Raw genomic sequence first — 25231 nt, forward strand, 5'->3', positions numbered from 1 at the left:
AAGTCTGATAACGGGAGAGCTTTCGCTCTCCTTTTTATTTTGTCAGCGAAAAATCAGTATGATGTCTACAGTATTGATGAGAATAACAAAGGAATGACGTTATGGCGCACTCACACTCTCATGCCGATTCACAACTGCCGAAAGATAATAATGCTCGTCGCTTGCTTTTCGCCTTTATCGTCACCGCCGGATTTATGCTCCTCGAGGTGGCGGGCGGGATACTCTCCGGCTCGCTGGCGTTGTTGGCGGATGCGGGACATATGCTCACTGACGCGGCGGCCCTTCTCTTTGCGCTGCTGGCGGTTAAGTTTTCCCGTCGTCCCCCGACTGTTCGCCACACTTTTGGCTGGCTAAGACTTACCACCCTGGCAGCCTTTGTGAATGCCATTGCGTTAGTGGTTATTACTATCCTCATTGTCTGGGAAGCGATAGAGCGCTTTTACACGCCTCGTCCGGTGACAGGTAGTCTAATGATGATGATTGCGGTCGCGGGTTTGCTTGCGAACTTGTTTGTATTCTGGATTCTCCACCGGGGAAGCGATGAAAAAAACCTGAACGTTCGCGCTGCCGCGCTACATGTGATGGGCGATTTGCTGGGTTCAGTCGGCGCGATAGCCGCCGCGCTGATCATTATCTGGACGGGTTGGACCCCAGCGGACCCGATTCTCTCTATTCTGGTTTCGGTACTGGTGCTACGTAGCGCCTTGCGTTTATTAAAAGATAGCGTCAACGAATTACTTGAAGGCGCGCCGGTTTCACTGGATATTAATGCCTTACAGCGCAATTTAAGCCGGGAAATCCCCGAAGTTCGCAACGTACACCATGTGCATGTCTGGATGGTCGGCGAAAAACCTGTCATGACATTGCACGCTCAGGTCATTCCACCGCATGACCATGATGCGCTGCTGGAGCGTATTCAGGACTTCCTGACAGACGAATACCATATTGCGCACGCTACGATTCAGATGGAGTATCAAGTATGCCACGGCCCGGATTGCCGTCTGAATCAGGCGTCATCCGGGTATGCTCATCATCACCATTAATGGGAAAGCGCGCGCGACCCTCGCTCCCGCGCGCTATTTACCCACATGCGGCTACCGTTCACGGCGATAAATGTCAGGATCAGATATTCCAGCGACATCGCATAGACGCCCTGCAAGGCAAAAATCACCACGCTAATGACGTTGATTATCACCCACAGTAGCCAGTTTTCAACGTATTTGCGTGTCATCAGAATCATCGCCGCGATAGACAGCACCATCATGCACGCGTCCCAGAACGGGAACGCGTCCGGTTGCAGTACGGGCATTGTCACCTGTAACCCCAGCATCTGCATAATGCCGACGGCCACTCGCGTCAGGACGGCGAATACGGGATCGATATATCGCGTCATCAAACCGATGGCTATCACACATATCGCCAGCCATGTTATTGCTTTTGGCAATGGCAGCCAGCGGATCTTAAGCTCGGCTTCATTATCATTTGTTTGCCGCGACCAGGCATACCAGCCATAGATATTGGCGGCAAAGAAAAAGAGTTGCAGCAACAGGCTGGCATAAAGCTGGATCTGAAAGAAAATGATCGCAAACAGGGTGACGTTAACCAGTCCAAAAAAGTAATTGCTGATCTTTTCCAGACTGGCAAGCCAAATACAGAGCAGACCCGCGAATGTTCCTACCGCTTCGATCCAGGAGAGATCGTAACCGCCAGCGCCGATCGGAATATAAATCAGTATATTTTGCGTGCTAAAAAAATCCATCTTTCCTCCAGGATCTTATGCTTTACGTCCGAAGTGTAGCCGCAAAATCCAGCATCCGGTTGAGTGGCAGCAATGCGCCCTCGCGTAGCGCCGCATCAACCTGTATCTCATGCGCCGCCCCGCCCTGCTCCAGCCCTTCTGCTATTGCTTTCAGGCCATTCATCGCCATCCACGGACAGTGCGCGCAACTGCGGCAGGTAGCCCCCTCGCCAGCAGTCGGCGCTTCAAGCAGCTCCTTTTCAGGCACCGCCTGCTGCATTTTATAAAAAATGCCACGATCGGTCGCCACGATAAGCTGTCTGTGCGGCAGAGTTTTTGCCGCCTTAATGAGCTGGCTGGTTGAACCAACCGCATCAGCCATCTCGACAATGGACTGTGGCGCTTCAGGATGAACCAGAATAGCGGCATCGGAATATATTTTTTTCAAACGGGTCAACGCCTGGGTTTTAAATTCGTCATGTACGATACACGCCCCCTGCCAGCACAGCACATCCGCTCCGGTCTGTGTTTGCACGTAATTCCCCAAGTGCCTGTCCGGCGCCCAGATGATTTTTTCACCCAGACTATCCAGATGCTCAATCAGTTCTACGGCGATACTGGAGGTCACAACCCAGTCCGCACGCGCTTTAACGGCAGCGGAGGTGTTGGCGTAGACCACCACGGTTCTGTCAGGATGAGCATCACAAAAAGCGCTAAATTCGTCTATTGGGCAGCCTAAATCCAGCGAACATTCTGCCGCGAGAGTAGGCATGAGGATCGTTTTTTCCGGACTAAGGATTTTGGCTGTCTCCCCCATAAACCGCACGCCCGCCACCAGCAGCGTGGACGCGGCGTGCTTCGCGCCGAAACGGGCCATTTCCAGGGAATCGGAAATACACCCTCCAGTCTCTTCAGCAAGTAGTTGAATTTCAGGATCGGTGTAGTAATGCGCCACCAACACCGCATCCCGCTCTTTCAACAGGTGTTTGATTTTCTCACGATAGAATTGCTTTTCTTCAACGCTTAACGGCGCTGGCTTTGGCGGAAAGGGATAAATTGCTCTGTCAGGATCAAACATCACGCTCATCATGCTTTCTCGTTTTACTGGCTTAACGAAACAACCGAATGAAAGCACAACGCACGCCACCATCGGTCAATTTGTTTTATATACTAAACAAGATAGCCGATTGACGAATAAAAGTCACAATAATTGCGTGTGATGAATGCCGGATAAGCGAAGCGCCATCAGGCATCGAATCTCTTAAATCACAGATAGCAAAAAGGCGCCTTTAGGGCGCCTTTTTACACTGGTGGGTCGTGCAGGATTCGAACCTGCGACCAATTGATTAAAAGTCAACTGCTCTACCAACTGAGCTAACGACCCTTTATGGGGTTTAATACTTTACTCTTTTTCAGGAACCCACCGCGGTATTGGTGGGGCGTGCAGGATTCGAACCTGCGACCAATTGATTAAAAGTCAACTGCTCTACCAACTGAGCTAACGCCCCGTTCGGGTATTACCTGAAAAATTTTTTACTCGGTACCAATATAAAAATTGGTGGGTCGTGCAGGATTCGAACCTGCGACCAATTGATTAAAAGTCAACTGCTCTACCAACTGAGCTAACGACCCAAGTGGTGGGTGATGACGGGATCGAACCGCCGACCCCCTCCTTGTAAGGGAGGTGCTCTCCCAGCTGAGCTAATCACCCGATACTGTGCTGGATGCTACTGACTAACCTAATTTAGTGGTGGGTCGTGCAGGATGACTCGGCTTCGCCTCGCCCTACGAGCCGTTGCTGACGCAACGTTATCCTTCACGTTTTATTCTCGTTTCCACCGAACGATTGGTGGGTCGTGCAGGATTCGAACCTGCGACCAATTGATTAAAAGTCAACTGCTCTACCAACTGAGCTAACGACCCACTTTTACGCTGCTTTCGAGTTGTTTAATATCCCGTGGCAACGGCGGCATATATTACTGATTTCAGATTTGAGCGCAACAAAAATTTCGATGCAGGAAACTTAACTGCTTAGGAATCACACGACGCGACCAGAAAAAAGGCGTTTTCTGGTCGCATGGTACGCATTACATCGCATTAAGTCGCTTCTGCGCTTGCTTCGCGCCATCAGTACCAGGATATTTATTAATCACCTGCTGATAAACCGCTTTCGCTTTTGCCATATCGCCTTTGTCCTGCATGATAACGCCAACTTTGTACATCGCGTCCGCCGCCTTCGGCGACTTAGGATAATTTTTCACTACCGAGGCGAAATAATAGGCGGCATCATCTTTTTTACCCTTGTTGTAATTCAACTGGCCCAGCCAATAATTGGCGTTCGGCTGATAAGTCGAATCAGGGTATTTTTTGATGAAGTTCTGAAATGCCACAATCGCATCATCCTGGCGGGACTTATCCTGCACCAGCGCAATTGCCGCATTGTAATCGGTATTCGCATCGCCACTTTGTACCGGTGCCCCTGAGGTTGCCGTACCGGCATCTGGGGCGGGGGACGCAGCGGTTGCCGCCCCGCTCTGATCGCCAGTCGCAGACTGCGCTACGCCGCCATTATTCAAGTTTCCTAGCTGCAGCATGATTTGCCTCTGGCGCTCAATCACCTGATTCAGTTGATACTGATTTTCCTGGATTTGACCGCGTAAAGAATCGATATCGGACTGATTATCGGAGAGCTGCTGCTGAAGTTGGGTTAAAAGCTGGCTGTGAGCGTTAGAGATACGCTCAAGTTGAGTGACGCGGTCTTCGACCGAGCCTGAGCCGACACTACTGATTGGCGCCTGAGCAAAAGCGGCCCAGGGGGCCGCTATACCAATCAGTAACGACAGACTCAACAGGTGATGTCTGAAGTTACTGCTCATGCAATTCTCTTAGTAAACCAGTACAGCGCGACGGTTCTTAGCGTAAGCCGCTTCGTCGTGGCCCAGTACTGCAGGTTTTTCTTTACCGTAAGAAACGATGGAGATCTGGTCTGCTGAAACACCTTTACCCTGTAGGTACATTTTAACGGCGTTAGCACGACGTTCGCCCAGGGAGATATTGTATTCAGGCGTACCGCGTTCGTCCGCATGACCTTCTACGGTGACTTTGTAAGACGGGTTGCTACGCAGGAAGTTAGCGTGCGCGTCCAGCATTGCCGCGAAGTCAGAACGGATATCATATTTGTCCAGATCAAAGTATACGATGTTGTTCTGCTGCAGTTGCTGCATTTGCAGGCGCGCCTGCTCTTCAGATGACATGTTGCCGTTGCCGTTAGCGTCCATACCAGTGCCGGCGCCGTTCAGCATACCGCCTTCGCTACCGTCATTGCTGGCGTTCTTGTTGGAAGAACATGCCGCGACTGCCATAACAGGCAGAGCAATCATCAGGCCCTTCAGCACTTTGTTCAGTTGCATTTCTTTAATTCCTTTAGTAATCAATTAATTATTATCACAGATACGGCGACCAGGCAGGCGATTTCACCTGACCATCAGTGGCCGGAAGACGCGCTTTGAAACGCCCATCTGTAGAAACCAAATTCAGCACAGATCCCATCCCCTGAGAAGAGCTGTAGATTACCATCGTGCCGTTAGGTGCCAGACTTGGCGTTTCATCCAGGAACGTTGACGACAGAACCTGTACGCCACCCGTCACCAGATCTTGTTTGGCAATGTGCTGCTGCCCGTTATTTGAGCTTACCATTACCATAAATTTACCGTCGCTGCTGACATCCGCATCCTGGTTTTGCGAACCTTCCCAGGTAATACGTTGCGCCGCACCGCCGTTAATGTTCATTTTATACACTTGCGGACGTCCAGCCTGGTCAGAGGTAAAGGCCAGAGTCTGACTGTCCGGGAACCAGGTCGGCTCCGTATTGTTGCTACGCCCGTCCGTTATCTGACGAATCTGACCGGAGGCGAGATCCATAACATACAGGTTCAGACTACCGGTTTTTGACAACGCAAACGCCAGTTTCGTCCCATCCGGCGAGAAGGCCGGGGCGCCGTTGTGACGCGGGAAGGACGCAACCTGACGCACTGCGCCATTCGCCAACGTCTGGATAACCAGCGCGGAGCGACCGCTTTCAAAAGTCACATAAGCCAGTTTTGAACCGTCCGGTGACCACGCTGGAGACATCAACGGCTGAGGAGAACGGTGCACCACGAACTGATTGTAGCCATCGTAATCCGACACGCGCAGTTCATACGGGAACTGACCGCCGTTAGTCTGCACCACGTAGGCGATACGGGTACGGAATGCGCCCTTAATACCGGTCAGTTTTTCAAAGACTTCGTCACTGGCGGTATGGCCTGCATAACGCAGCCACTGCTTGTTTACTTTATAAGAGTTTTGCGCCAGTACAGTACCCGGCGCGCCGCCAGTGTCAACCAGTTGATAGGCGACATTGTAGGAACCGTCCGGATTCGGCGTCACCTGCCCAACGACGACGGCGTCAATACCCAGCGCAGACCATGCGGCAGGCTGAACTTCCTGAGCGGTGGCTGGCTGCTGCGGCAGTCTGGACCTGTCTAAAGGATTAAATTTACCGCTGTTGCGTAAATCTGCCGCAACGATACCGCCGATATCTTCAGGCGCAGCGCCCGGTCCGGCCCATTTAAAAGGTACAACGCCAATCGGGCGCGCCGAGTCCACCCCCTGGGTGATCTCGATACGGACTTCTGCGTGCAGCACCGCCGCCCACAGCATCAGAAAACCAAATGCTACTCGTAATGCCTGCTTCATCATATCTCCCATACCTGAGCCTGCGGCCCACGATAATTTAGCAGAATGTTAACAAACTCAAATATACAAAACCACCAGGACCAGTCCTCCCCAACCGTCCCTACTTTCATAGAGGAAAGTATCTACAGTTTAAAGTCTAGTTTGGCATCTTTTATTTTCTCATAAACAGCCTGGCTTGGCGGTTTAGGAATTTTCGCGGTTTTTGCCGCCATTAACGCCGCCTGGCAAAGCGCCGGATCGCCACCCTCAGATGTAATGCTTTTTAATGAGCCATCCGGCGCCAGACTAATATGCAAAACACATTGTTTGCCCTGATACAGGCTCGCATCATACAGACGGCTCTGAATCGCGACCTGAATCTGTTTCGCATAAGCACTGATATCAGCCCCTGTCGCCCCACCGTTAGCGCCCGATGTACCGCTATCTTTAGATGGCTGGCCATTCCCTTTCGCGCCGCCGCCGGTTTTCGGCGCATTTTTGCCAGAGCTGAGATCGCCAAGCAGATCGTCGACTCCCTCTGCGGCGGCCGCTTTTTCGGCAGCCGCTTTTTTAGCCGCCGCTTTATCCGCTGCAGCTTTGTCCGCGGCAGCTTTCTTCTCCGCCGCCTTTTTCTCCGCCGCCTTTTTCTCCGCTGCCGCTTTCTCTGCGGCGGCCTTTTTGTCAGCCGCGGCTTTTTCAGCGGCGGCTTTCTTCGCGGCTTCGGCCTGAGCCTGCTTAGCCGCCTCGGCTTCCGCTTTCTTCTTCGCGTCCGCCGCCGCTTTCGCTGCCTCGGCTTCCGCTTTCTTCTTCGCGTCCGCCGCCGCTTTCGCTGCCTCGGCCTCCGCTTTCTTCTTCGCGTCCGCCGCCGCTTTTGCAGCTTCGGCCTCCGCTTTTTTCTTCGCATCCGCCGCCGCTTTCTGGGCTGCTTCTTCTGCTTGTTTCTGTTGCTGCTGCGCCAGTTTTGCCGCCTCTTCGGCCTGCTTTTGCTGCTCCTGAGCCGCTAAACGCTCTTTCTCAAGTTGTTTCAATCGTGCCTGTTCGGCAGCCTGCTTCTCCTGAAGCTCTTCTTCCTGCTGCTGTTGCAGCTTTTTACGCTCTTCTTCCGCACGTCTGGCGCTGGCCTGTTGATCCTGCTGACGATTGTACTGCTGTACAACGGCGCCAGGATCGACCATCACCGCGTCGATAGCGGAACCGCCGCCGCCGCCGGCAGAAGTCTCTATATGCTCATCAAACGAACTCCAGATCAGCACTGCAAATAAGATGATATGCAGCACGGCTGAAATAATTATCGCCCGTTTGAGCTTGTCATTTTGTTCGGTTGCCTTTGACACTCTCGGTTCCCAAAAAACTGTTCGCCTGTTACTCGCCGTCTTTCAAGCCAGCGGGACGCAGACTTCAGATTGGCTGCGTCATTAAGCCAACCGATTTTACGCCCGCGCTGTGTAACAAGTTCAGCGCTTTAATTATTTCATCGTACGGCACCTCTTTCGCGCCGCCGATTAAAAAGACTGTTTTCGGATTAGCCTGCAGATGACGCTTTGCTTCTGCGATCACCTGTTCAGACGGCAGTTGATCCATTCGTTCTTTATCAACCACCACGCTGTATTGCCCCACTCCGGAAACTTCAATAATGACCGGAGGGTCGTCGTTACTACTGACCGCCTGCGACTGATTCGCCTCCGGCAGATCGACTTCCACGCTCTGGGTGATGATTGGTGCCGTCGCCATAAAGATAAGCAACAACACCAGCAGTACGTCGAGCAACGGTACGATGTTGATTTCAGACTTGAGGTCGCGGCGACCTCGTCCACGCGATCTGGCCATGGCTACCCCTTGTTGCTTTCGCTTACGGTAAACGCCTGACGGTGCAGAATCGCGGTAAACTCTTCCATAAAGTTGTCGTAATTCAGTTCCAGCTTGTTGACGCGCTGATTCAGGCGGTTATAGGCCATGACCGCAGGAATGGCGGCAAACAGACCTATCGCCGTGGCAATCAACGCTTCTGCGATACCCGGCGCAACCATTTGCAGCGTCGCCTGTTTCACCGCCCCCAGCGCGATAAACGCATGCATAATCCCCCATACGGTGCCAAACAGACCGATATAAGGGCTGATAGAACCTACCGTGCCAAGAAAAGGAATATGCGTTTCCAGCGTTTCCAGCTCTCGGTTCATAGAGATACGCATCGCACGCGACGCCCCCTCTACCACCGCCTCCGGCGCATGGCTGTTAGCGCGATGGAGCCGGACAAACTCTTTGAACCCGCTATAAAAGATTTGTTCCGAGCCAGACAGATTATCGCGTCTTCCCTGGCTTTCCTGGTACAGGCGAGAAAGTTCGATTCCAGACCAGAATTTATCTTCAAACGCCTCCGCCTCACGCGCAGCGGCGTTCAGAATGCGCGTTCGCTGGATAATGATGGCCCAGGATGCTATTGAAAAACCAATCAAAATCAACATGATAAGTTTAACCAGAAGGCTTGCCTTCAGGAACAAATCAAGGATATTCATGTCAGTCACTGCTTAAACTCCGCGACAATAGACTTAGGAAGCGCACGAGGCTTCATTTTGAGTGGATCAACGCAAACAATCAGAACCTCAGCCTCATTCAGCAGCATGTTCTCTGCGTTGACAATGCGTTGCGTGAAAACCAAAGCGGTGCCACGCATTGACGTAATTTCTGTTTGAACTTCAAGCATATCGTCGAGCCGCGCAGGCGCGTAATATTCCAGCGTCATCCTGCGCACCACAAAGGCGACCCGCTCCGCCAGCAGCACCTGTTGGCTGAAGTGGTGGTGACGCAGCATCTCCGTGCGCGCTCTTTCATAAAAAGCGACATAGCTGGCGTGATAAACCACACCGCCAGCGTCTGTGTCTTCGTAATAAACCCGAATCGGCCATCGAAACATAGACTTATTCATTCCTGTTGCCTCTTTGTTAGCTTCATCCGCTCACCGCAGGTGCTTATTCTTATAAGTTCCTGGTAGTTCGCGCACTTGCCGCCGCAATGCCACAAGAATGCCGTTGTATATCGCGTTGTATTCACTTTACATCCCGGTAATGCAACAAAAGTAGAGCGTTTAAACGTTGCTACTATACGCGTGGGAATGAGGCTTGGGAATGGGGAGAAGTTAAGGGAGAGTAAAAATATAGGGGCTGATGCAAGCCCCTATATTTTTAAGGAGGTTTCTTAATCACAAGAAGAAGAAAATCAGGCCGGCAATGAGGACGATATCCGCAAGCAGCGGACAAAAAATCCCTTGCCAGTGTACGGACTCAGGACGAAAGCCCACGCCGTGGACTATGCCTGCGCAAACCGCCCACATCAGCAATAATCCGTGCCAGATTTCAAGCGTGCTGGTCTTTGCAGCAAAACGTGACGGGTCCCAGAACATACAACCTGCTAACACTATCGCCATCACGAAGGAAAGCGCCCTTAGCGGGCGCTTATCCATTACCGCATACAATTTTGCGATAATATGGGTCATTAGCTTTCTTTTTGACCGGTTTTATCCGCTTCGACGTGCTCAAGCGCCAGGGCGGTAATGATCCCGAATGCACAGGCAAGAAGCGTTCCCAGAATCCATGCGAAATACCACATTTTAAGCTCCTTACTTAGTACAAAGAGTGGGTGTTGCTTTCAATATGTTCTTTGGTGATACGACCGAACATTTTCCAGTAACACCAGGTGGTGTAGATCAGAATGATCGGTACGAACACCGCCGCAACCCAGGTCATCAGGTTCAGCGTCATCTGGCTGGATGTCGCATCCCACATGGTCAGGCTGGCATTCATCATCGTGCTGGACGGCATCACAAACGGGAACATGGCGATACCGGCCGTCAGAATAATGCAGGCCAGGGTCAGCGAAGAGAACAGGAATGCCCACGCGCCTTTCTCCATACGGGAAGCCAGGATAGTCAGCAGCGGCAGAACCACGCCCAACGCCGGAATCAACCACAGGATCGGGGCGTTATTGAAGTTCACCAGCCAGGCGCCGGCTTCACGCGCCACTTCTTTGGTCAGCGGGTTAGAGGCGGCATGATGGTCAATCGCGGATGTCACCACATAACCATCAATACCATACATCACCCAAACGCCTGCCAGCGCAAAGCATACTAATGTCACCAGCGCCGCAATCTGCGAGGTGGCGCGTGCGCGCAGGTGCAGTTCGCCAACGGTACGCATTTGCAGGTAAGTCGCCCCCTGCGTGATGATCATCCCGACGCTGACAATACCCGCCAGCAGACCAAACGGGTTCAGCAACTGGAAGAAGTTGCCGGTGTAGTACAGACGCAGATACTCATCAACGTGGAACGGTACGCCCTGTAACAGGTTGCCAAAGGCCACGCCGATCACCAACGGCGGCACAAAGCTACCGATGAACACGCCCCAGTCCCACATGTTACGCCAGCGCGGGTCTTCAATCTTGGAACGGTAATCAAAACCGACCGGACGGAAGAACAAGGATGCCAGCACCAGGATCATCGCCACATAAAAGCCGGAAAACGCGGCGGCGTAAACCATCGGCCAGGCAGCGAATAGCGCGCCGCCTGCCGTGATCAACCACACCTGGTTACCGTCCCAGTGCGGGGCGATGGAGTTGATCATAATTCGACGTTCGGTGTCGTTACGACCGAGGAAACGGGTGAGCATCCCCACCCCCATGTCGAACCCATCGGTGACTGCGAAACCAATCAGCAAAATGCCAACCAGCAGCCACCAGATAAAACGTAGTACTTCATAATCGATCATTTGACGACTCCTGTCTTAGCGTGCCGGCTGAGAAGTCACGGTGGACTGCTCAAAGTGATAGCGACCGGTTTTCAGGCTGCTTGGGCCAAGGCGTGCAAATTTGAACATCAGGAACAACTCTGCCACCAGGAACAGGGTATACAGGCCGCAAATCAGGAACATGGAAAACAGCAGATCGCCAACAGTTAGCGATGAGTTCGCCACGGCTGTCGGCAACACTTCGCCGATCGCCCACGGCTGACGGCCATATTCCGCGACGAACCAACCTGCTTCTACCGCAATCCATGGCAGTGGAATACCGTACAGCGCCGCGCGCAGCAGCCATTTTTTCTCACCGATACGGTTACGAATCACGCTCCAGAAGGAGAGCGCAATGATTACCAGCAACAGGAAGCCGCACGCCACCATGATACGGAAGGCGAAGTACAGCGGCGCAACGCGTGGAATTGAATCTTTCGTCGCTTGTTGGATCTGCGCTTCAGTCGCGTCAGTCACATTAGGCGTATAGCGTTTCAGCAGCAGGCCGTAACCGAGATCTTTTTTCATGCTGTTGAACTGGTCGCGAACGGCCTGGTCGGTAGAACCGGCGCGCAGTTGTTCCAGCAGTTCATAAGCTTTCATCCCGTTACGGATACGCTCTTCATGCTGCACCATCAGGTCCTTCAGGCCAATAACCGGCGTGTCAACGGAACGCGTAGCGATAATGCCGAGCGCATAAGGGATCTGAATCGCCAGATGGTTTTCCTGTTTGTCCTGGTCAGGAATGCCAAACAGGGTAAAGGAGGCCGGAGCAGGTTGCGTTTCCCATTCTGCTTCAATCGCAGCGAGCTTGGTCTTCTGTACGTCGCCCATTTCATAACCGGATTCGTCGCCCAGTACGATAACGGACAGCACGGCAGCCATACCGAAGCTGGCGGCAATAGCAAAAGAGCGTTTAGCAAAGGCGAAGTCACGCCGTTTCAGCATGTAGTAAGCGCTGATACCGAGGATGAACATTGCACCGGTAACATAGCCGGACGCCACAGTGTGAACAAATTTCACCTGCGCTACCGGGTTCAGCACCAGTTCGGAGAAGCTCACCATTTCCATACGCATGGTTTCGAAATTGAAATCCGCTGCAATAGGGTTTTGCATCCAGCCGTTCGCCACCAGAATCCATAGCGCGGAGAGGTTGGACCCCAGAGCCACCAGCCAAGTGACGCACATATGCTGGACTTTACCCAGACGATCCCAGCCGAAGAAGAACAGACCTACAAAGGTGGATTCGAGGAAAAAGGCCATCAAACCTTCGATTGCCAGCGGCGCACCGAAGATATCTCCAACATAATGGGAGTAGTACGACCAGTTGGTTCCGAACTGGAACTCCATGGTCAAACCGGTAGCCACACCCAGAGCGAAGTTGATACCAAACAACTTGCCCCAGAACTTGGTCATATCTTTATAAATCTGTTTGCCGGAGAGGACGTATACCGTTTCCATAATGGCCAGCAAGAACGCCATACCGAGCGTTAGCGGCACAAACAGAAAATGGTACATCGCGGTCAAGGCAAACTGTAAGCGCGACAGTTCGACTATATCTAACATCATGACTCCTTGCTCATCGCATGAAGACTCCGAGAGTGAACCCCGTTAGAAAGGGTCACACGCATGCCCCAATACAAATTTATTTGCCGCCTCTCATCGTACTATTCTCTCAGGAAGGAAACAGCAATGATGAAAAGTTACAAACATGTTAATAAAAACCCTAAATTGAATCTGCAAATATATTACGCCGTAAAACCCCTACAATAAACAGGTTTTTATTGGGTCAGATTTGCATTTTTCGACAGTGATCAATTTATGGCTAATCTATCTCTTTTCGGGAAATTTGATCCTGAGCAATTTAACCAATTTTGATGCTCTTTTCCAATACTTAAACATTGATTAAAATCAATTTTTAAAGTTAATGTTAATAATGTTTATTCAGTGATTGCATGGTGAAAATTTTGTTAACTTTTTGTTTTTGCAAACAGTAATGCCAGACCTTATCTAAAAAGAGGCTTATTCGGTAGGGTTAAACTTTTTGTGCGTTTTTTTGCTGTGCCGCGTACAGTGAAAAACAACGCATCGTGATGTTCAATTATTGCCAAATAGCTCACAGATTTTTTCGCCAAGTTATCAACACTTATTATTTTATACATTTCTCCTATTTTTATTTTACTTATAATTAACACCGCATGGAAACTATATCGTTGCACGCGCGTAATCACCCCACCCACATTCCCCCTCCGCAGTCTCCCCTCCCTGACAGCTATCAGAACATTTTGTCAGGTTATCGTCTTAATTATTGCTGATAGTTTTCCAGATAGTCAAAATCAAACAAACATTTTATTAGCTAATTTTTCTTTATTTTAACAACATCGATTCGTCTCTATATAATAATTATATCTAAGATTCTGTTACTACCTTCACAAATTCATACTAGATTTCTACAACACTAATAGTGTAAAGCTGATTTTTCGCAGCACCGAATAAAATAAGAGTTATATCACAAAAATAGCAATAGGTTATTTTCACGTTTTTTTCGAAAACCAAAAGCGCATCAAACCAAACACACAACCATATGTTATTAAACGTTTTTATATTTTCGCAATGAAAACAATAATTTTAAGAAGGTTATTTTGAAAATAGATCAATTGCTTCACCCATCGCTTATAAAGACACTCATCCAATATTAACTGAATGCGACTTAGCGCATGCAAAGAATTTAAAAAAGCACTTACCTTTCAACATCCCTGTAGAGGATTACTCATGAAAAAACCAACGCTTGTTATTGGCGTCATTGGCGCTGACTGTCATGCAGTAGGCAATAAAGTTTTAGATCGTGTTTTTACTGCCCATAATTTTCGCGTAATCAATCTGGGGGTAATGGTCAGTCAGGATGAATATATTGACGCCGCCATTGAGACCGGCGCCGATGCGATAGTCGTTTCATCGATTTACGGACATGGCGATATCGACTGCCTCGGACTACGCGAGCGCTGCATTGAACGAGGCATCGGCGACATCCTCCTTTATGTTGGCGGCAATCTGGTCGTCGGCAAGCATGACTTTGCCGGAGTAGAAGCCAAATTTAAAGAGATGGGCTTTCACCGTGTCTTCGCGCCAAGTCACGATCTTGAAGACGTTTGTCAGTTGATGGCGAACGATATCAACCAGCGCCACGGCGTGGAGCAGCATTGTCTTGAAGAGGCTATGTGATGCAGATAGTTTCTGTCGATATCGGCTCAACATGGACCAAAGCCGCCCTCTTCTCCCTGGAGGGGGACGCATTAACATTGGTTAATCACGCGCTGACGCCAACAACGACACATCACCTGGCGGACGGATTTTTTGCCAGTCTGAACCAGGTATTACATGTCGCCGACGCGCGTCCTCTTTTGCAACACGGTGACATACAACTCAAATATTCTTCTTCCGCGAAAGGGGGGTTGGCCGTCGCCGCAATGGGACTGGTGCCTTCCATCACCCTGGAGTCGGCAAAAATTACCGCTCACTCCGCAGGCGCGAAAATCGCCCAGTATTATGCCTATAAACTCAACCGACATGATATCGCCGAACTGGAAGCCTCACCGCCGGATATTTTGCTGTTTACCGGCGGTACCGACGGCGGCGAAGAGAGCTACGGTCTGGCTAACGCCCGCGCGCTGGCGGAGTCAACGCTGGACTGCGCCATTATTTACGCTGGCAACCGCGATATTCAGGACGAGGTACAGAGAATTCTCGGCCATAAAGATCTCATCATAGTGGACAATATTCTGCCCGATCTCGATCACCCCAATCCCTACGCCGCTCGTCAGGCCATTTGCGATGTCTTCCTGTCGCGCATCGTAAAAGGTAAAGGTCTTGACGTTATCGTCAGTGAAACCGGCGAAGAACCGATGCCGACGCCGTGGACGGTTTATGAACTGGTGAAGGCGATAAGCAATATCGATAACGCGTGGAAAGAGTTCATGCTCATTGATATGGGCGGCGCCACCACCGATGTCTATTCCGCCTGTGCCAATACACTCTCGCCCGATACGGTATTACACGGCGTGCCGGAACCGTTCGTCAAACGTACAGTTGAAGGCGACCTGGGAATGCGCGTCTCGGCCATGGTCGTGGGAGAAAGCACCGAAGAGCTGGTGAAAGTCGTGTTCGCTCAACACCCGGAACGTCAGCAGGCTTTTTATCGCTATCTGCACCATCTGACGGCACAGCCGGATTATCTGCCGAGCAATGAAGAAGAGAGATATTTCGACACCGTACTCGCTGGTTTGTGCGTCGGCTATGCCACGGAGCGCCACGCCGGGACGAAAAAACAGGTCTGTACCTGCGTCGGTAATGTCGATTTGCAGATGGGACGCGATCTGACCACCGTGCGCAAAGTGGTGGGTTCAGGGGGATGGCTCTCCCGCGCCAGCCAGTTCGATATTTACAACTGGCTCAAATACCGGGAACTCAATGACGACGGCAAAAGCATTCTCCTCCCGAACCAGTTTGACTATTACCGGGATTCGAAAGGCCTGCTTCCTCTGCTGGCGAATATCGCCAGACTCTATCCGCAGCTCGCTGCGCGCACCAGCATTCAATGTTTAACCTGTTAAAAACTAAGGCGGCAACGAATGGAACTCCGAAATAAGAAGTTAACCCATGATGAATTCATGACCGAACGGCATCAGGTGTTGCAGACCTAGCATACCGGTAAAGAGGTTGAAAAGTTTGAAGAAGGCGTGAAGTATCAACACACCATTCCTGAGCAAAAACGTTTCTCGCAAGCCTTGCTAAAGGCCGACAGGGAAGGCAGAACGTTGAGCCAACCGCGCGCGGGCGTAGCGCTAATGGATGAACATATTGCGCTGCTTAAAACATTGCAGGAAGAGTGCGATCTCCTGCCCAGCACCATTGACGCCTATACCCGTCTGAACCGCTACGAAGAAGCAGCGGTCGGCATTCAGAAATCTATCGAGGCGGGAACCTCCAAATTGAACGGCTTACCCGTGGTTAACCACGGCGTGGCGGCCTGCCGCCGGATGACCGAAGCGCTGGAAAAACCGATTCAGGTTCGTCACGGTACGCCGGATGCGCGCCTGCTGGCGGAAATCGCCATGGCCAGCGGCTTCACCAGCTACGAAGGGGGCGGCATCTCCTACAACATCCCTTATGCCAAACGCGTAACGCTGGAAAAATCGATCCGCGACTGGCAGTACTGCGACCGCCTGATGGGCATGTATGAAGAACACGGCATTCGTATTAACCGCGAACCGTTCGGCCCGTTAACCGGTACATTAATTCCGCCGTTTATGTCGCACGCGGTGGCCATTATCGAAGGTCTTCTGGCGCTGGAGCAGGGCGTGAAATCGATCACCGTCGGCTACGGCCAGGTGGGCTGTCTGACCCAGGACATCGCAGCGATCCAGTCACTGCGTGAACTGTCGCATGAGTATTTCCAGAATTATGGTTTTGACGATTACGAGCTGAGCACTGTATTCCACCAGTGGATGGGCGGCTTCCCGGAAGATGAATCCAAAGCCTTCGCCGTCATCTCCTGGGGCGCGGCGGTCGCAGGGATGTCAGGCGCCACCAAAGTCATCACCAAGAGTCCGCACGAAGCGTTCGGTATTCCAACCGCTGCCGCAAACGCGCAGGGGCTAAAAGCCTCACGCCAGATGCTCAATATGGTGAGTGACCAGAAATTCCCGTCCTGTCCGGCGGTCGACCAGGAAGTGGAGCTGATTAAGAGCGAAGTTCGCTCTGTGCTGAAGAAAGTCTTCGAACTCGGTAACGGCGATGTGGCGCGCGGGACGGTGCTGGCCTTTGAAGCGGGCGTTCTGGATGTCCCTTTTGCGCCCGCCGCCTGTAACGCCGGCAAAATCTTGCCCGTGCGCGACAACACCGGCGCGATTCGCGTACTGGAAGCAGGCGCGGTTCCGTTGCCGCAGGACATTCTCGCCCTGCACCACGATTACGTCGCCGAACGCGCGCATGTTGAAGGACGCAAACCCTCATTCCAGATGGTTGTTGATGACATCAACGCGGTATCCCACAGTAAATTAATAGGAAGACCATAATGAAAATTAAACAGGCCCTTTTCACCGCCGGCTACTCCTCATTCTATTTTGACGATCAGCAGGCGATTAAAAACGGCGCGGGTCACGATGGATTTATCTATACCGGCGCGCCGGTAACCCCTGGCTTTACCTCGGTACGTCAGGCGGGCGAATGCGTTTCGGTACAGCTCATTCTGGAAAACGGCGCAGTAGCGGTCGGTGACTGCGCCGCCGTCCAGTACTCCGGCGCGGGCGGCCGTGACCCGCTGTTCCTGGCAGAGCACTTTATCCCGTTTCTGAACAATCATATTAAACCGCTACTGGAAGGCCGAGATGTCGATACGTTTCTGCCTAATGCCCGCTTCTTCGACAAGCTGCGTATTGACGGCAACCTGCTGCATACCGCCGTCCGTTACGGTCTGTCGCAAGCGCTGCTCGATGCTACCGCGCTGGCGACAGGTCGCCTGAAAACAGAAGTGGTGTACGACGAATGGCAACTACCGTGCGTACCGGAAGCCATTCCGTTATTTGGCCAGAGCGGCGACGATCGCTACATCGCCGTCGATAAGATGATCCTTAAAGGCGTCGATGTTCTGCCTCACGCGCTGATCAACAATGTCGAAGAAAAGCTCGGTTTCCAGGGTGAGAAACTGCGCGAATATGTGCGCTGGTTGTCTGACCGTATTTTACGCCTGCGTACCAGCCCTCGCTATCACCCGACGCTGCATATCGACGTCTACGGCACTATCGGTTTGATCTTCGATATGGACCCGCTGCGCTGCGCTGAATATATCGCCAGCCTGGAAAAAGAGGCGCAGGGTCTACCGCTGTACATCGAGGGTCCAGTCGACGCCGGCAACAAACCGGATCAAATTCGCCTGCTGACCGCCATCACCAAAGAACTGACCCGCCTTGGCTCCGGCGTGAAGATTGTCGCTGACGAATGGTGTAACACTTATCAGGATATTGTTGATTTCACCGATGCCGGTAGCTGCCACATGGTGCAGATCAAAACGCCGGACCTCGGCGGCATCCACAACATCGTTGACGCGGTGTTGTACTGCAACAAACACGGTATGGAAGCCTACCAGGGCGGTACCTGTAACGAAACCGAGATTAGCGCCCGTACTTGCGTACATGTCGCGCTGGCCGCACGTCCGATGCGGATGCTGGTGAAACCGGGAATGGGTTTCGATGAAGGTCTCAACATCGTGTTTAACGAAATGAATCGCACCATCGCGTTGCTACAGGCTAAGGATTAAGAGATGGGACGTAAGTTTAAGATCTTATCGCCGACCGCTATTCTGGGTTATGGTTTTCCGGAAGAGAGCTTTCGTAAAGCGATGGAGGAATCGCCGGATCTGATTGCCGTCGATGCAGGGTCCTCCGATCCCGGCCCCCACTATCTGGGGGCAGGTAAACCCTTTACCGATCGGGCCGGGGTAAAACGCGATCTGCGCTATATGATTACCGCCGGCGTTAAGCGCAACATCCCGGTGGTGATCGGCACCGCCGGAGGTTCCGGCGCCGCACCGCATCTGGAGTGGTGCCGCCAGATAATCCTTGAGATTGCGCAGGAGGAGAATCTCGCTTTCTCACTGGCGCTGATCCCCTCTGATGTGGATAAAGCGATCGTCCACCAGGCGCTGGATAACGGCAAAATTACCGCCCTGGAGTTCGTGCAGGAACTAACCCACGACGCAATTGAAGAGAGCACTTATATCGTCGCGCAAATGGGGATCGAGCCTTTCCAGCGGGCGCTGAAAGCGGGCGCGCAGGTGGTGCTGGGCGGACGCGCCTACGATCCGGCCTGCTTTGCGGCGTTGCCGATTATGCAAGGCTTTGATGAAGGACTGGCGCTGCACTGCGGCAAGATTCTGGAGTGCGCGGCGATTGCCGCCACGCCAGGGTCCGGTTCCGACTGCGCGATGGGAATCATTGACGAAAACGGCTTTACGCTGAAAACCTTCAATCCACAGCGTAAATTCACCGAAACATCCGCCGCGGCGCACACCCTGTATGAGAAATCCGATCCGTACTTTCTGCCAGGGCCGGGCGGCGTGCTAAACCTGAAAGAGTGCCGCTTTAAAGCCGTTAACGACGGAGAAGTGTACGTCAGCGGCTCCCGTCATGAAGCGACGCCATACGCGCTGAAACTGGAAGGCGCGCGTCAGGTCGGCTTCCGCTGTCTGACCATTGCCGGGACGCGAGACCCGATCATGATTGCCGGAATTGACGCCATCCTTGAAGACGTGAAGGCCAGCGTGGCGCGTAATCTCTCTCTTAAAGATGACAGTATCCGCATGACCTTCCATCTGTATGGGAAAAACGGCGTCATGGGCAACCATGAGCCGATGCAAACCGCCGGACATGAGTTGGGGATCCTGCTGGATGTGGTCGCCCCAACTCAGGATATTGCTAACAGCGTCTGTTCGCTGGTGCGCTCTACCCTGCTGCACTACGGTTATGAAAACCGGATTGCCACTGCAGGAAATCTCGCCTTCCCCTTTTCGCCATCGGATATCCAGAGCGGCCCGGTATATGAGTTTTCCATTTACCACCTGATTGAAGCCAGCGATGCCCTGCGTTTTGATTTCCACCTTGAACAGGTAACACCGCAAGGAGTTCAGTCATGAAACAATCTATTTGCTCGCTGACGCAGGTCATCCGTTCCAAAAACGCTGGCCCCTACGAACTGGTATTAGATATTTTATTTAAAACCCAAGAGGATTATCAGCGCGTCAAAGTCTCGGAACAGTTAACGCCGCAACTTATCGCCAGTTTATATAACGTCAATCCTGATTTTATACATCGTATTATCTGGTTTGATCCGGCGAATGCGGTAAAAATTGTCATGCCACGGGATATTATTTCCGGCAACGTGGGCGACAACGATGTTTATGGCGCGCAACAACATGCGCCCCTACTCGCTATTTCGTTAGATCTGTAGTCATAAATATAACAACATCCATTGGAGTACAGGACTCTGCTGTTACTTCGTACTCCTGATTATTCATGCGGTTGGTCACAACAGGCGTGCGTCTGGTCTGTCTTCTGGCTCAGGCGTCCGCCGCCCTACACATTACACGCCAGCCTTTATCCGATGGAGTAAAAATGAAGAAAATAAGCTTAACAAAAATGATCATCTTAGGATTGATTCTCGGTATGATTGCCGGAGTGATCATTAATAATACAACCTCAACTGAAACAGCGAAAATATATGCTCAGGAAATCTCTATTTTCACCACCATATTCTTACGTCTGGTGAAAATGATTATCGCCCCGTTGGTTATTTCTACCCTGGTCGTCGGTATTGCGAAAATGGGCGATGCCAAAACACTGGGACGTATTTTTCCTAAAACTTTTTTCCTGTTTATTTGCGCCTCGCTGTTATCTATTGCCCTTGGTCTGGTGGTAGTTAATTTATTCGAACCGGGCGTCGGCATTAACTTTGTGCCACACGATGCAGGCGCCGTTGCGACCGTTCAGTCAGAGCCCTTCACTCTGAAGGTGTTTATTTCTCATGCCGTGCCGACCAGTATCGTAGATGCGATGGCGCGTAATGAAATCCTGCAAATCGTGGTGTTCTCCATTTTCCTCGGTTGCAGCCTGGCGGCAATTGGCGAAAAAGCAGAACCGATCGTTAAAGTCTTCGACTCACTGGTCTACGTAATGCTGAAACTGACCGGCTACGTGATGTTGTTTGCACCGTTAACCGTCTTCGCTGCGATTTCCGGCCTGATTGCCGAACGTGGGCTGGGCGTGATGGTCAGCGCCGGGATCTTTATGGGCGAATTCTATCTGACACTGAGTATGCTCTGGGCCATCCTGATTGGGTTATCAGCTCTGATTGTCGGCCCATGTATCAGTCGGCTAACCAGAATGATTTTCGAGCCGGCGCTGTTAGCCTTTACCACCTCCAGCTCTGAAGCCGCCTTTCCCGGTACGTTGAATAAACTGGAGAAATTTGGCGTCTCGCCAAAAATCGCCAGTTTTGTCTTGCCGATTGGTTACTCCTTTAATCTGGTCGGTTCGATGGCCTACTGTTCGTTTGCCACGGTGTTTATTGCCCAGGCCTGTAACGTTCATCTCAGTATGGGCGAGCAAATTACCATGCTACTGATCCTGATGTTGACCTCCAAAGGGATGGCGGGCGTACCTCGTGCATCCATGGTGGTTATCGCCGCCACGCTTAACCAGTTCAATATCCCGGAAGCTGGCCTGATTCTACTAATGGGCGTCGATCCGTTCCTCGATATGGGCCGTTCCGCTACTAACGTCATGAGTAATGCGATGGGCGCGGCGATTGTCAGCCGTTGGGAAGGCGAACACTTCGGCGCAGGCTGTCGGGGCGTCGCGCCGATCAACACGCCGGAGCAGAAACGCTCTGCCTCCGAAAACTCAGAAGTGGCGATGTCCTGATAACGCATGATTCCGGATAGCGCCACTGCTTATCCGGCCTACGCATCGCCCATTTTCCCAGGCCGGGTAAGACGGAAGCGTCGCCATCCGGCAAAAACGTAAAGGTGAGAAGTCACTATGTCAAAACCATTTGTCTGGCAGCAACTTTTTGTTCAGAGTAAAGATAATACAGAATATGAATTACTAACTAATCAACACGTTACGGTAAGTGAGTTAGATGGAGAGGAGGTGATCAAAGTCGCGCCGGAAGCCTTAACCCTGTTGGCGCAGCACGCCTTTTACGAAGCCTCCTTCTTTTTGCGTGCCGCTCACCTGCAACAAATTGCCAACATTCTGCACGATCCGCAGGCCAGCCATAATGATCAGTACGTCGCTCTGCAACTCTTACGTAACGCCGAAGTGTCGGCCAAAGGCGTTCTGCCGAATTGTCAGGATACCGGCACCGCCACGATTGTAGCGAGCAAAGGACAACATATCTGGACGGGCGGCGATGATGCCGAAGCGCTAAGTAAAGGCGTATATCTCACCTTTCAGGAAAATAATCTGCGTTATTCTCAAAATGCGCCCCTGGATATGTATACCGAGGTCAATACCCAGACCAATCTGCCCGCTCAAATAGACATTAGCGCCGCGCCGGGCAGCGAATACCGCTTCCTGTTTGTCAATAAAGGCGGCGGCTCCGCTAATAAAGCCGCACTATTTCAGGAGACAAAATCTATCCTGCAACCAGAAAAACTCACCGCGTTCCTGGTAGAAAAAATGAAAATGCTGGGAACCGCCGCCTGTCCGCCTTATCACATCGCTTTTGTTGTGGGCGGCTTGTCCGCCGACCAGGCGCTGAAAACAGCGAAACTGGCTTCAACCAAATATTACGATAACTTACCTGACCATGGGAATGAACTGGGCCAGGCGTTCCGCGATACTGCGCTTGAAAAGGCCCTGCTCAATACCAGCCGCGAATTTGGCATTGGCGCGCAGTTTGGCGGTAAATATTTCGCCCACGATATCCGCGTAATTCGCCTGCCTCGCCACGGCGGCTCCTGCCCCATCGCAATGGCGCTCTCCTGTTCCGCCGACCGTAATATCAAAGCGAAAATCAATAAACACGGTATCTGGCTGGAAAAACTTGAGCGCCATCCGGGAAAATTTATCCCCGAATCCTGTCGCGTGGAACACAGCGCCCAAAGCGTTCAGCTCGATCTGAATCGCCCGCTATACGATATCCGGCGCGATCTCGCCGCGCTACCGGTGGGCACGCGGCTGTCGCTCAGCGGCCCGATTGTGGTCGCCCGCGACATTGTCCATGCCAGGATCAAAGCGCGAATGGATAACGGAGAACCCATGCCGGACTATATGAAAAACCACATTGTTTATTACGCGGGTCCGGCCAAAACGCCAGACAATCAGGCCTGTGGTTCGCTCGGTCCCACGACTGGCGGACGCATGGATAGCTATGTGGACGCATTCCAGGCTGCGGGCGGCAGTTTAATCATGCTCTCGAAAGGCAACCGCAGCCAACAGGTGACAGAGGCTTGCCGCAAATATGGCGGCTTTAGCCTCGGCAGTATCGGCGGCGCGGCGGCCCTGCTGGCGCAACAGTATGTGAAAAACCTGCGCTGCCTCGAATACCCCGAACTGGGAATGGAAGCCGTCTGGATGATGGAAGTCGAAGGTCTGCCCGCCTTTTTGCTGGTGGACGACAAAGGCAATAACTTCTTCAGCCAGTTTGAACAACAGCATCGCTGTGCCTCCTGTCCGGCGGGCCTGTAAGGAGATCCTATGGAAGCGCGAGACAATACCGAACGCCATCGTCAACGACAGCAGAAATTAAAAACACAGGTGGATAGCCGTGTAGCGGCGGCGACGGTTAAAAAAGGGGTTCTGATCGTCTTTACCGGCAACGGCAAAGGTAAGTCTACCGCTGCCTTTGGCACCGTGACGCGCGCCGTCGGCCATCGTAAAACCGTTGGCGTCGCGCAGTTCATCAAAGGTCAGTGGGATAACGGCGAATACAACGTGCTGCATCCGCTTGGCGTGGAATTCCATATTATGGGAACCGGTTTTACCTGGGAGACGCAAGATCGCGAAGCGGACAAAGAGGCGGCAGAAGCGGTTTGGCTGGAGAGTAAGCGGATACTGGCCGATCCGCGCTACGATCTTGTGGTGCTGGATGAGCTTACCTGGATGCTGGCTTATCACTATCTGGAGACGCAAGAGGTGGTCGAGGCAATTATCAGCCGCCCGCTGGAGCAGAACGTGATCGTTACCGGACGCGGATGTCACGCCCGGCTGCTGGAACTCGCCGATACGGTCAGCGAAATCCGCCCGGTGAAACACGCTTTTGACAGTGGGATCCAGGCGCAGGCCGGTATTGACTGGTAGACGTATTGTAGCCGGATAGCGCTTATCCGGCTTACAGAACTCAGTTCTCCCGGGAAACAACCGACTTTTGCAATAACCACTCGCGGAAGATCCGTAAATGACAAGACTCTGTTTTATCTTCGCGCCAGGTCATGATAAAACGATTCCCGGTACGTATCGGAACATCACACGGGATCACCATGTCGCCATTATCCAGATCGTGCTGAATGGCAAACCGGGGCAATAGCGCCACGCCCAGATTAGAGCGCACCGCGGCGATCAGCATCGACAACAAATCAAAGCGCGGTCCGTTATTGACCTGTGGGCTGCTGATGCCTGAAAGCGCGAACCACTCCTGCCAGCCATTGATGCGCGTGCTTTGATGCAATAGCGTAAATTCGTTCAACAGTTCATCCACCGCCAGTTTTTGTTGCGGCTGAGACAGTAAGCTCCCGCTGCATACCGGTAAGATCTCTTCTTCGAATAAATATTCTCTTTCTGACCACGGAGAACAGAAGTCCTCCCGCATAATGGCGGCGTCGTACTCCCGGTTAAGAAAATCGCCAATATTGGCCAGAGAATGAATATTAATAATAATATCTGGGTTTAATTTATTAAATTCACGTAAGTTCGGGATTAACCAGTGAGTACTAAAGGTCGGGTTTACAGCCAGTTCAATAACCTGAACGGTGGGCTGCCAGGTCATAATTGAGTTAGTATCTCGCTCCAGTTTGTTAAGCGTTTCTTTAACAATGCTCAGGTAATATTTTCCGGCAGCATTTAAGAAAATCCTTTTTTTGGCATGATTAAATAATGAGGTATGTAAAAACTCTTCCAGCGCATTCACTTGTCTGAACACCGCACTTTGCGTTAGCGCCAGTTCCTCGGCTGCTCGGGTATAACTTTCGTGACGCGCGACTACTTCGAAGGTTACCAACAATTCGGTCTTGGGTATTTTTCCTCTCATAACGTCTTCCATATGCAGCGTACAAAAAAAGTTTAAATAATAAAATTAATATAATCACTCAGGTTTTCGCTGAGAGTTATATTTTATTTTATCTATAAATTCCATTGATCCATCCCATGTTTCAGACATACTGGTGATCAAATATCAACCAATAATACGCAACTCCAGCAATAAACACAATTTAAACATAATTAACTAC

Annotated in this window: 24 protein-coding genes, 5 tRNA genes and 1 pseudogene; 10 read left to right on the forward strand and 20 right to left on the reverse strand. The window is 51.7% G+C overall.

Annotation, left to right across the window (positions count from 1 at the left end; all coding sequences use genetic code 11):
• Nucleotides 1-101: 101 nt before the first annotated feature.
• Nucleotides 102-1043: a CDF family zinc transporter ZitB gene (zitB, locus tag F4V61_RS05240; RefSeq protein ID WP_079904156.1), complete on the forward strand. Its 942-nt coding sequence runs from the start codon at nucleotides 102-104 to the stop codon at nucleotides 1041-1043.
• On the opposite strand, the gene pnuC is transcribed toward zitB, so the two are convergent.
• The 19 genes from pnuC to F4V61_RS05335 form a co-directional block, all read right to left on the reverse strand.
• Entirely contained in the window at nucleotides 1040-1759 is a 720-nt protein-coding gene (gene pnuC / locus F4V61_RS05245; protein WP_038396488.1) for a nicotinamide riboside transporter PnuC, read from the reverse strand. The two genes, zitB and pnuC, sit on opposite strands and share 4 nt — an antisense overlap.
• Nucleotides 1760-1781: 22 nt before the next feature.
• On the reverse strand, nucleotides 1782-2825 hold the full coding sequence (nadA, locus tag F4V61_RS05250) for a quinolinate synthase NadA (protein WP_038396490.1): 1044 nt from the start codon (nucleotides 2823-2825) through the stop codon (nucleotides 1782-1784).
• A gap of 221 nt (nucleotides 2826-3046) precedes the next feature.
• Nucleotides 3047-3122: transfer RNA gene (locus F4V61_RS05255), tRNA-Lys, on the reverse strand.
• Nucleotides 3123-3170: 48 nt separating this feature from the next.
• Nucleotides 3171-3246 (reverse strand) — tRNA-Lys (locus F4V61_RS05260).
• Between the two features lie 48 nt (nucleotides 3247-3294).
• Nucleotides 3295-3370: transfer RNA gene (locus tag F4V61_RS05265), tRNA-Lys, on the reverse strand.
• A gap of 3 nt (nucleotides 3371-3373) precedes the next feature.
• A tRNA-Val gene (locus F4V61_RS05270) sits at nucleotides 3374-3449 on the reverse strand.
• A 136-nt stretch (nucleotides 3450-3585) separates the two neighbouring features.
• Nucleotides 3586-3661, reverse strand: a tRNA-Lys gene (locus tag F4V61_RS05275).
• 164 nt (nucleotides 3662-3825) lie between these two features.
• On the reverse strand, nucleotides 3826-4614 hold the full coding sequence (cpoB, locus tag F4V61_RS05280; protein ID WP_079827873.1) for a cell division protein CpoB: 789 nt from the start codon (nucleotides 4612-4614) through the stop codon (nucleotides 3826-3828).
• 9 nt (nucleotides 4615-4623) lie between these two features.
• A complete protein-coding gene (gene pal / locus F4V61_RS05285) occupies nucleotides 4624-5148 on the reverse strand; it encodes a peptidoglycan-associated lipoprotein Pal (protein WP_001176625.1) in 525 nt (174 codons plus the stop codon).
• Nucleotides 5149-5182: 34 nt separating this feature from the next.
• The gene (gene tolB / locus F4V61_RS05290) at nucleotides 5183-6475 is read right to left on the reverse strand and encodes a Tol-Pal system beta propeller repeat protein TolB (protein ID WP_023180605.1); all 1293 of its coding nucleotides are present in this window, start codon (nucleotides 6473-6475) and stop codon (nucleotides 5183-5185) included.
• A gap of 122 nt (nucleotides 6476-6597) precedes the next feature.
• Nucleotides 6598-7788, reverse strand: coding sequence for a cell envelope integrity protein TolA (tolA, locus tag F4V61_RS05295; RefSeq protein WP_058345604.1), 1191 nt, complete (start codon nucleotides 7786-7788; stop codon nucleotides 6598-6600).
• Nucleotides 7789-7852: 64 nt separating this feature from the next.
• Complete coding sequence (tolR, locus tag F4V61_RS05300) at nucleotides 7853-8281, reverse strand: colicin uptake protein TolR (protein WP_000124469.1); 429 nt, start codon at nucleotides 8279-8281, stop codon at nucleotides 7853-7855.
• 2 nt (nucleotides 8282-8283) lie between these two features.
• A complete protein-coding gene (tolQ, locus tag F4V61_RS05305) occupies nucleotides 8284-8976 on the reverse strand; it encodes a Tol-Pal system protein TolQ (protein ID WP_000131317.1) in 693 nt (230 codons plus the stop codon).
• Nucleotides 8973-9377: a tol-pal system-associated acyl-CoA thioesterase gene (ybgC, locus tag F4V61_RS05310; protein ID WP_001043397.1), complete on the reverse strand. Its 405-nt coding sequence runs from the start codon at nucleotides 9375-9377 to the stop codon at nucleotides 8973-8975. Before ybgC ends, tolQ begins: the two co-directional genes overlap by 4 nt.
• 273 nt (nucleotides 9378-9650) lie before the next feature.
• Nucleotides 9651-9944, reverse strand: coding sequence for a cyd operon protein YbgE (ybgE, locus tag F4V61_RS05315; protein WP_000148789.1), 294 nt, complete (start codon nucleotides 9942-9944; stop codon nucleotides 9651-9653).
• Nucleotides 9944-10057 carry a cytochrome bd-I oxidase subunit CydX gene (gene cydX, locus F4V61_RS05320; protein ID WP_000270277.1) on the reverse strand — a complete coding sequence of 38 codons (114 nt, stop codon included), beginning with the start codon at nucleotides 10055-10057 and terminating at the stop codon, nucleotides 9944-9946. Before cydX ends, ybgE begins: the two co-directional genes overlap by 1 nt.
• A gap of 14 nt (nucleotides 10058-10071) precedes the next feature.
• A complete protein-coding gene (gene cydB, locus F4V61_RS05325; protein WP_058345605.1) occupies nucleotides 10072-11211 on the reverse strand; it encodes a cytochrome d ubiquinol oxidase subunit II in 1140 nt (379 codons plus the stop codon).
• Nucleotides 11212-11226: 15 nt separating this feature from the next.
• Nucleotides 11227-12795: a cytochrome ubiquinol oxidase subunit I gene (cydA, locus tag F4V61_RS05330; RefSeq protein ID WP_038396496.1), complete on the reverse strand. Its 1569-nt coding sequence runs from the start codon at nucleotides 12793-12795 to the stop codon at nucleotides 11227-11229.
• A gap of 440 nt (nucleotides 12796-13235) precedes the next feature.
• Complete coding sequence (locus tag F4V61_RS05335; protein WP_079827871.1) at nucleotides 13236-13469, reverse strand: hypothetical protein; 234 nt, start codon at nucleotides 13467-13469, stop codon at nucleotides 13236-13238.
• A gap of 532 nt (nucleotides 13470-14001) precedes the next feature.
• Between F4V61_RS05335 and glmS the strand changes: the two genes are divergently transcribed.
• The 9 genes and pseudogenes from glmS to cobO all read left to right on the forward strand — a co-directional run bounded on the left by glmS (nucleotide 14002) and on the right by cobO (nucleotide 24086).
• Complete coding sequence (glmS, locus tag F4V61_RS05340) at nucleotides 14002-14451, forward strand: methylaspartate mutase subunit S (protein ID WP_000743284.1); 450 nt, start codon at nucleotides 14002-14004, stop codon at nucleotides 14449-14451.
• Complete coding sequence (gene glmL, locus F4V61_RS05345) at nucleotides 14451-15839, forward strand: methylaspartate mutase accessory protein GlmL (protein ID WP_079827869.1); 1389 nt, start codon at nucleotides 14451-14453, stop codon at nucleotides 15837-15839. The genes glmS and glmL overlap by 1 nt, the downstream gene beginning before the upstream one ends.
• A gap of 18 nt (nucleotides 15840-15857) precedes the next feature.
• Nucleotides 15858-17303, forward strand: a pseudogene (locus tag F4V61_RS05350) (methylaspartate mutase subunit E).
• Nucleotides 17303-18544 (forward strand): methylaspartate ammonia-lyase, encoded by a 1242-nt coding sequence (locus F4V61_RS05355; protein ID WP_000695046.1) that lies wholly within the window; start codon nucleotides 17303-17305, stop codon nucleotides 18542-18544. Before F4V61_RS05350 ends, F4V61_RS05355 begins: the two are co-directional and overlap by 1 nt.
• 3 nt (nucleotides 18545-18547) lie before the next feature.
• Nucleotides 18548-19918, forward strand: a complete 1371-nt coding sequence (locus tag F4V61_RS05360; protein WP_080160875.1) for an acyclic terpene utilization AtuA family protein — start codon at nucleotides 18548-18550, stop codon at nucleotides 19916-19918.
• A complete protein-coding gene (locus F4V61_RS05365) occupies nucleotides 19915-20232 on the forward strand; it encodes a DUF4387 domain-containing protein (protein WP_000813889.1) in 318 nt (105 codons plus the stop codon). Before F4V61_RS05360 ends, F4V61_RS05365 begins: the two co-directional genes overlap by 4 nt.
• A 164-nt stretch (nucleotides 20233-20396) precedes the next feature.
• A complete protein-coding gene (locus F4V61_RS05370) occupies nucleotides 20397-21704 on the forward strand; it encodes a dicarboxylate/amino acid:cation symporter (RefSeq protein ID WP_080160876.1) in 1308 nt (435 codons plus the stop codon).
• 117 nt (nucleotides 21705-21821) lie between these two features.
• Entirely contained in the window at nucleotides 21822-23474 is a 1653-nt protein-coding gene (locus F4V61_RS05375; RefSeq protein WP_058345609.1) for a class I fumarate hydratase, read from the forward strand.
• A gap of 9 nt (nucleotides 23475-23483) precedes the next feature.
• The gene (gene cobO, locus F4V61_RS05380; RefSeq protein WP_080160877.1) at nucleotides 23484-24086 is read left to right on the forward strand and encodes a cob(I)yrinic acid a,c-diamide adenosyltransferase; all 603 of its coding nucleotides are present in this window, start codon (nucleotides 23484-23486) and stop codon (nucleotides 24084-24086) included.
• 40 nt (nucleotides 24087-24126) lie between these two features.
• On the opposite strand, the gene F4V61_RS05385 is transcribed toward cobO, so the two are convergent.
• On the reverse strand, nucleotides 24127-25032 hold the full coding sequence (locus F4V61_RS05385; RefSeq protein WP_038396508.1) for a LysR family transcriptional regulator: 906 nt from the start codon (nucleotides 25030-25032) through the stop codon (nucleotides 24127-24129).
• Nucleotides 25033-25231: the final 199 nt, after the last annotated feature.

Source organism: Salmonella enterica subsp. arizonae, from assembly GCF_008692845.1.
Classification (GTDB): domain Bacteria; phylum Pseudomonadota; class Gammaproteobacteria; order Enterobacterales; family Enterobacteriaceae; genus Salmonella; species Salmonella arizonae.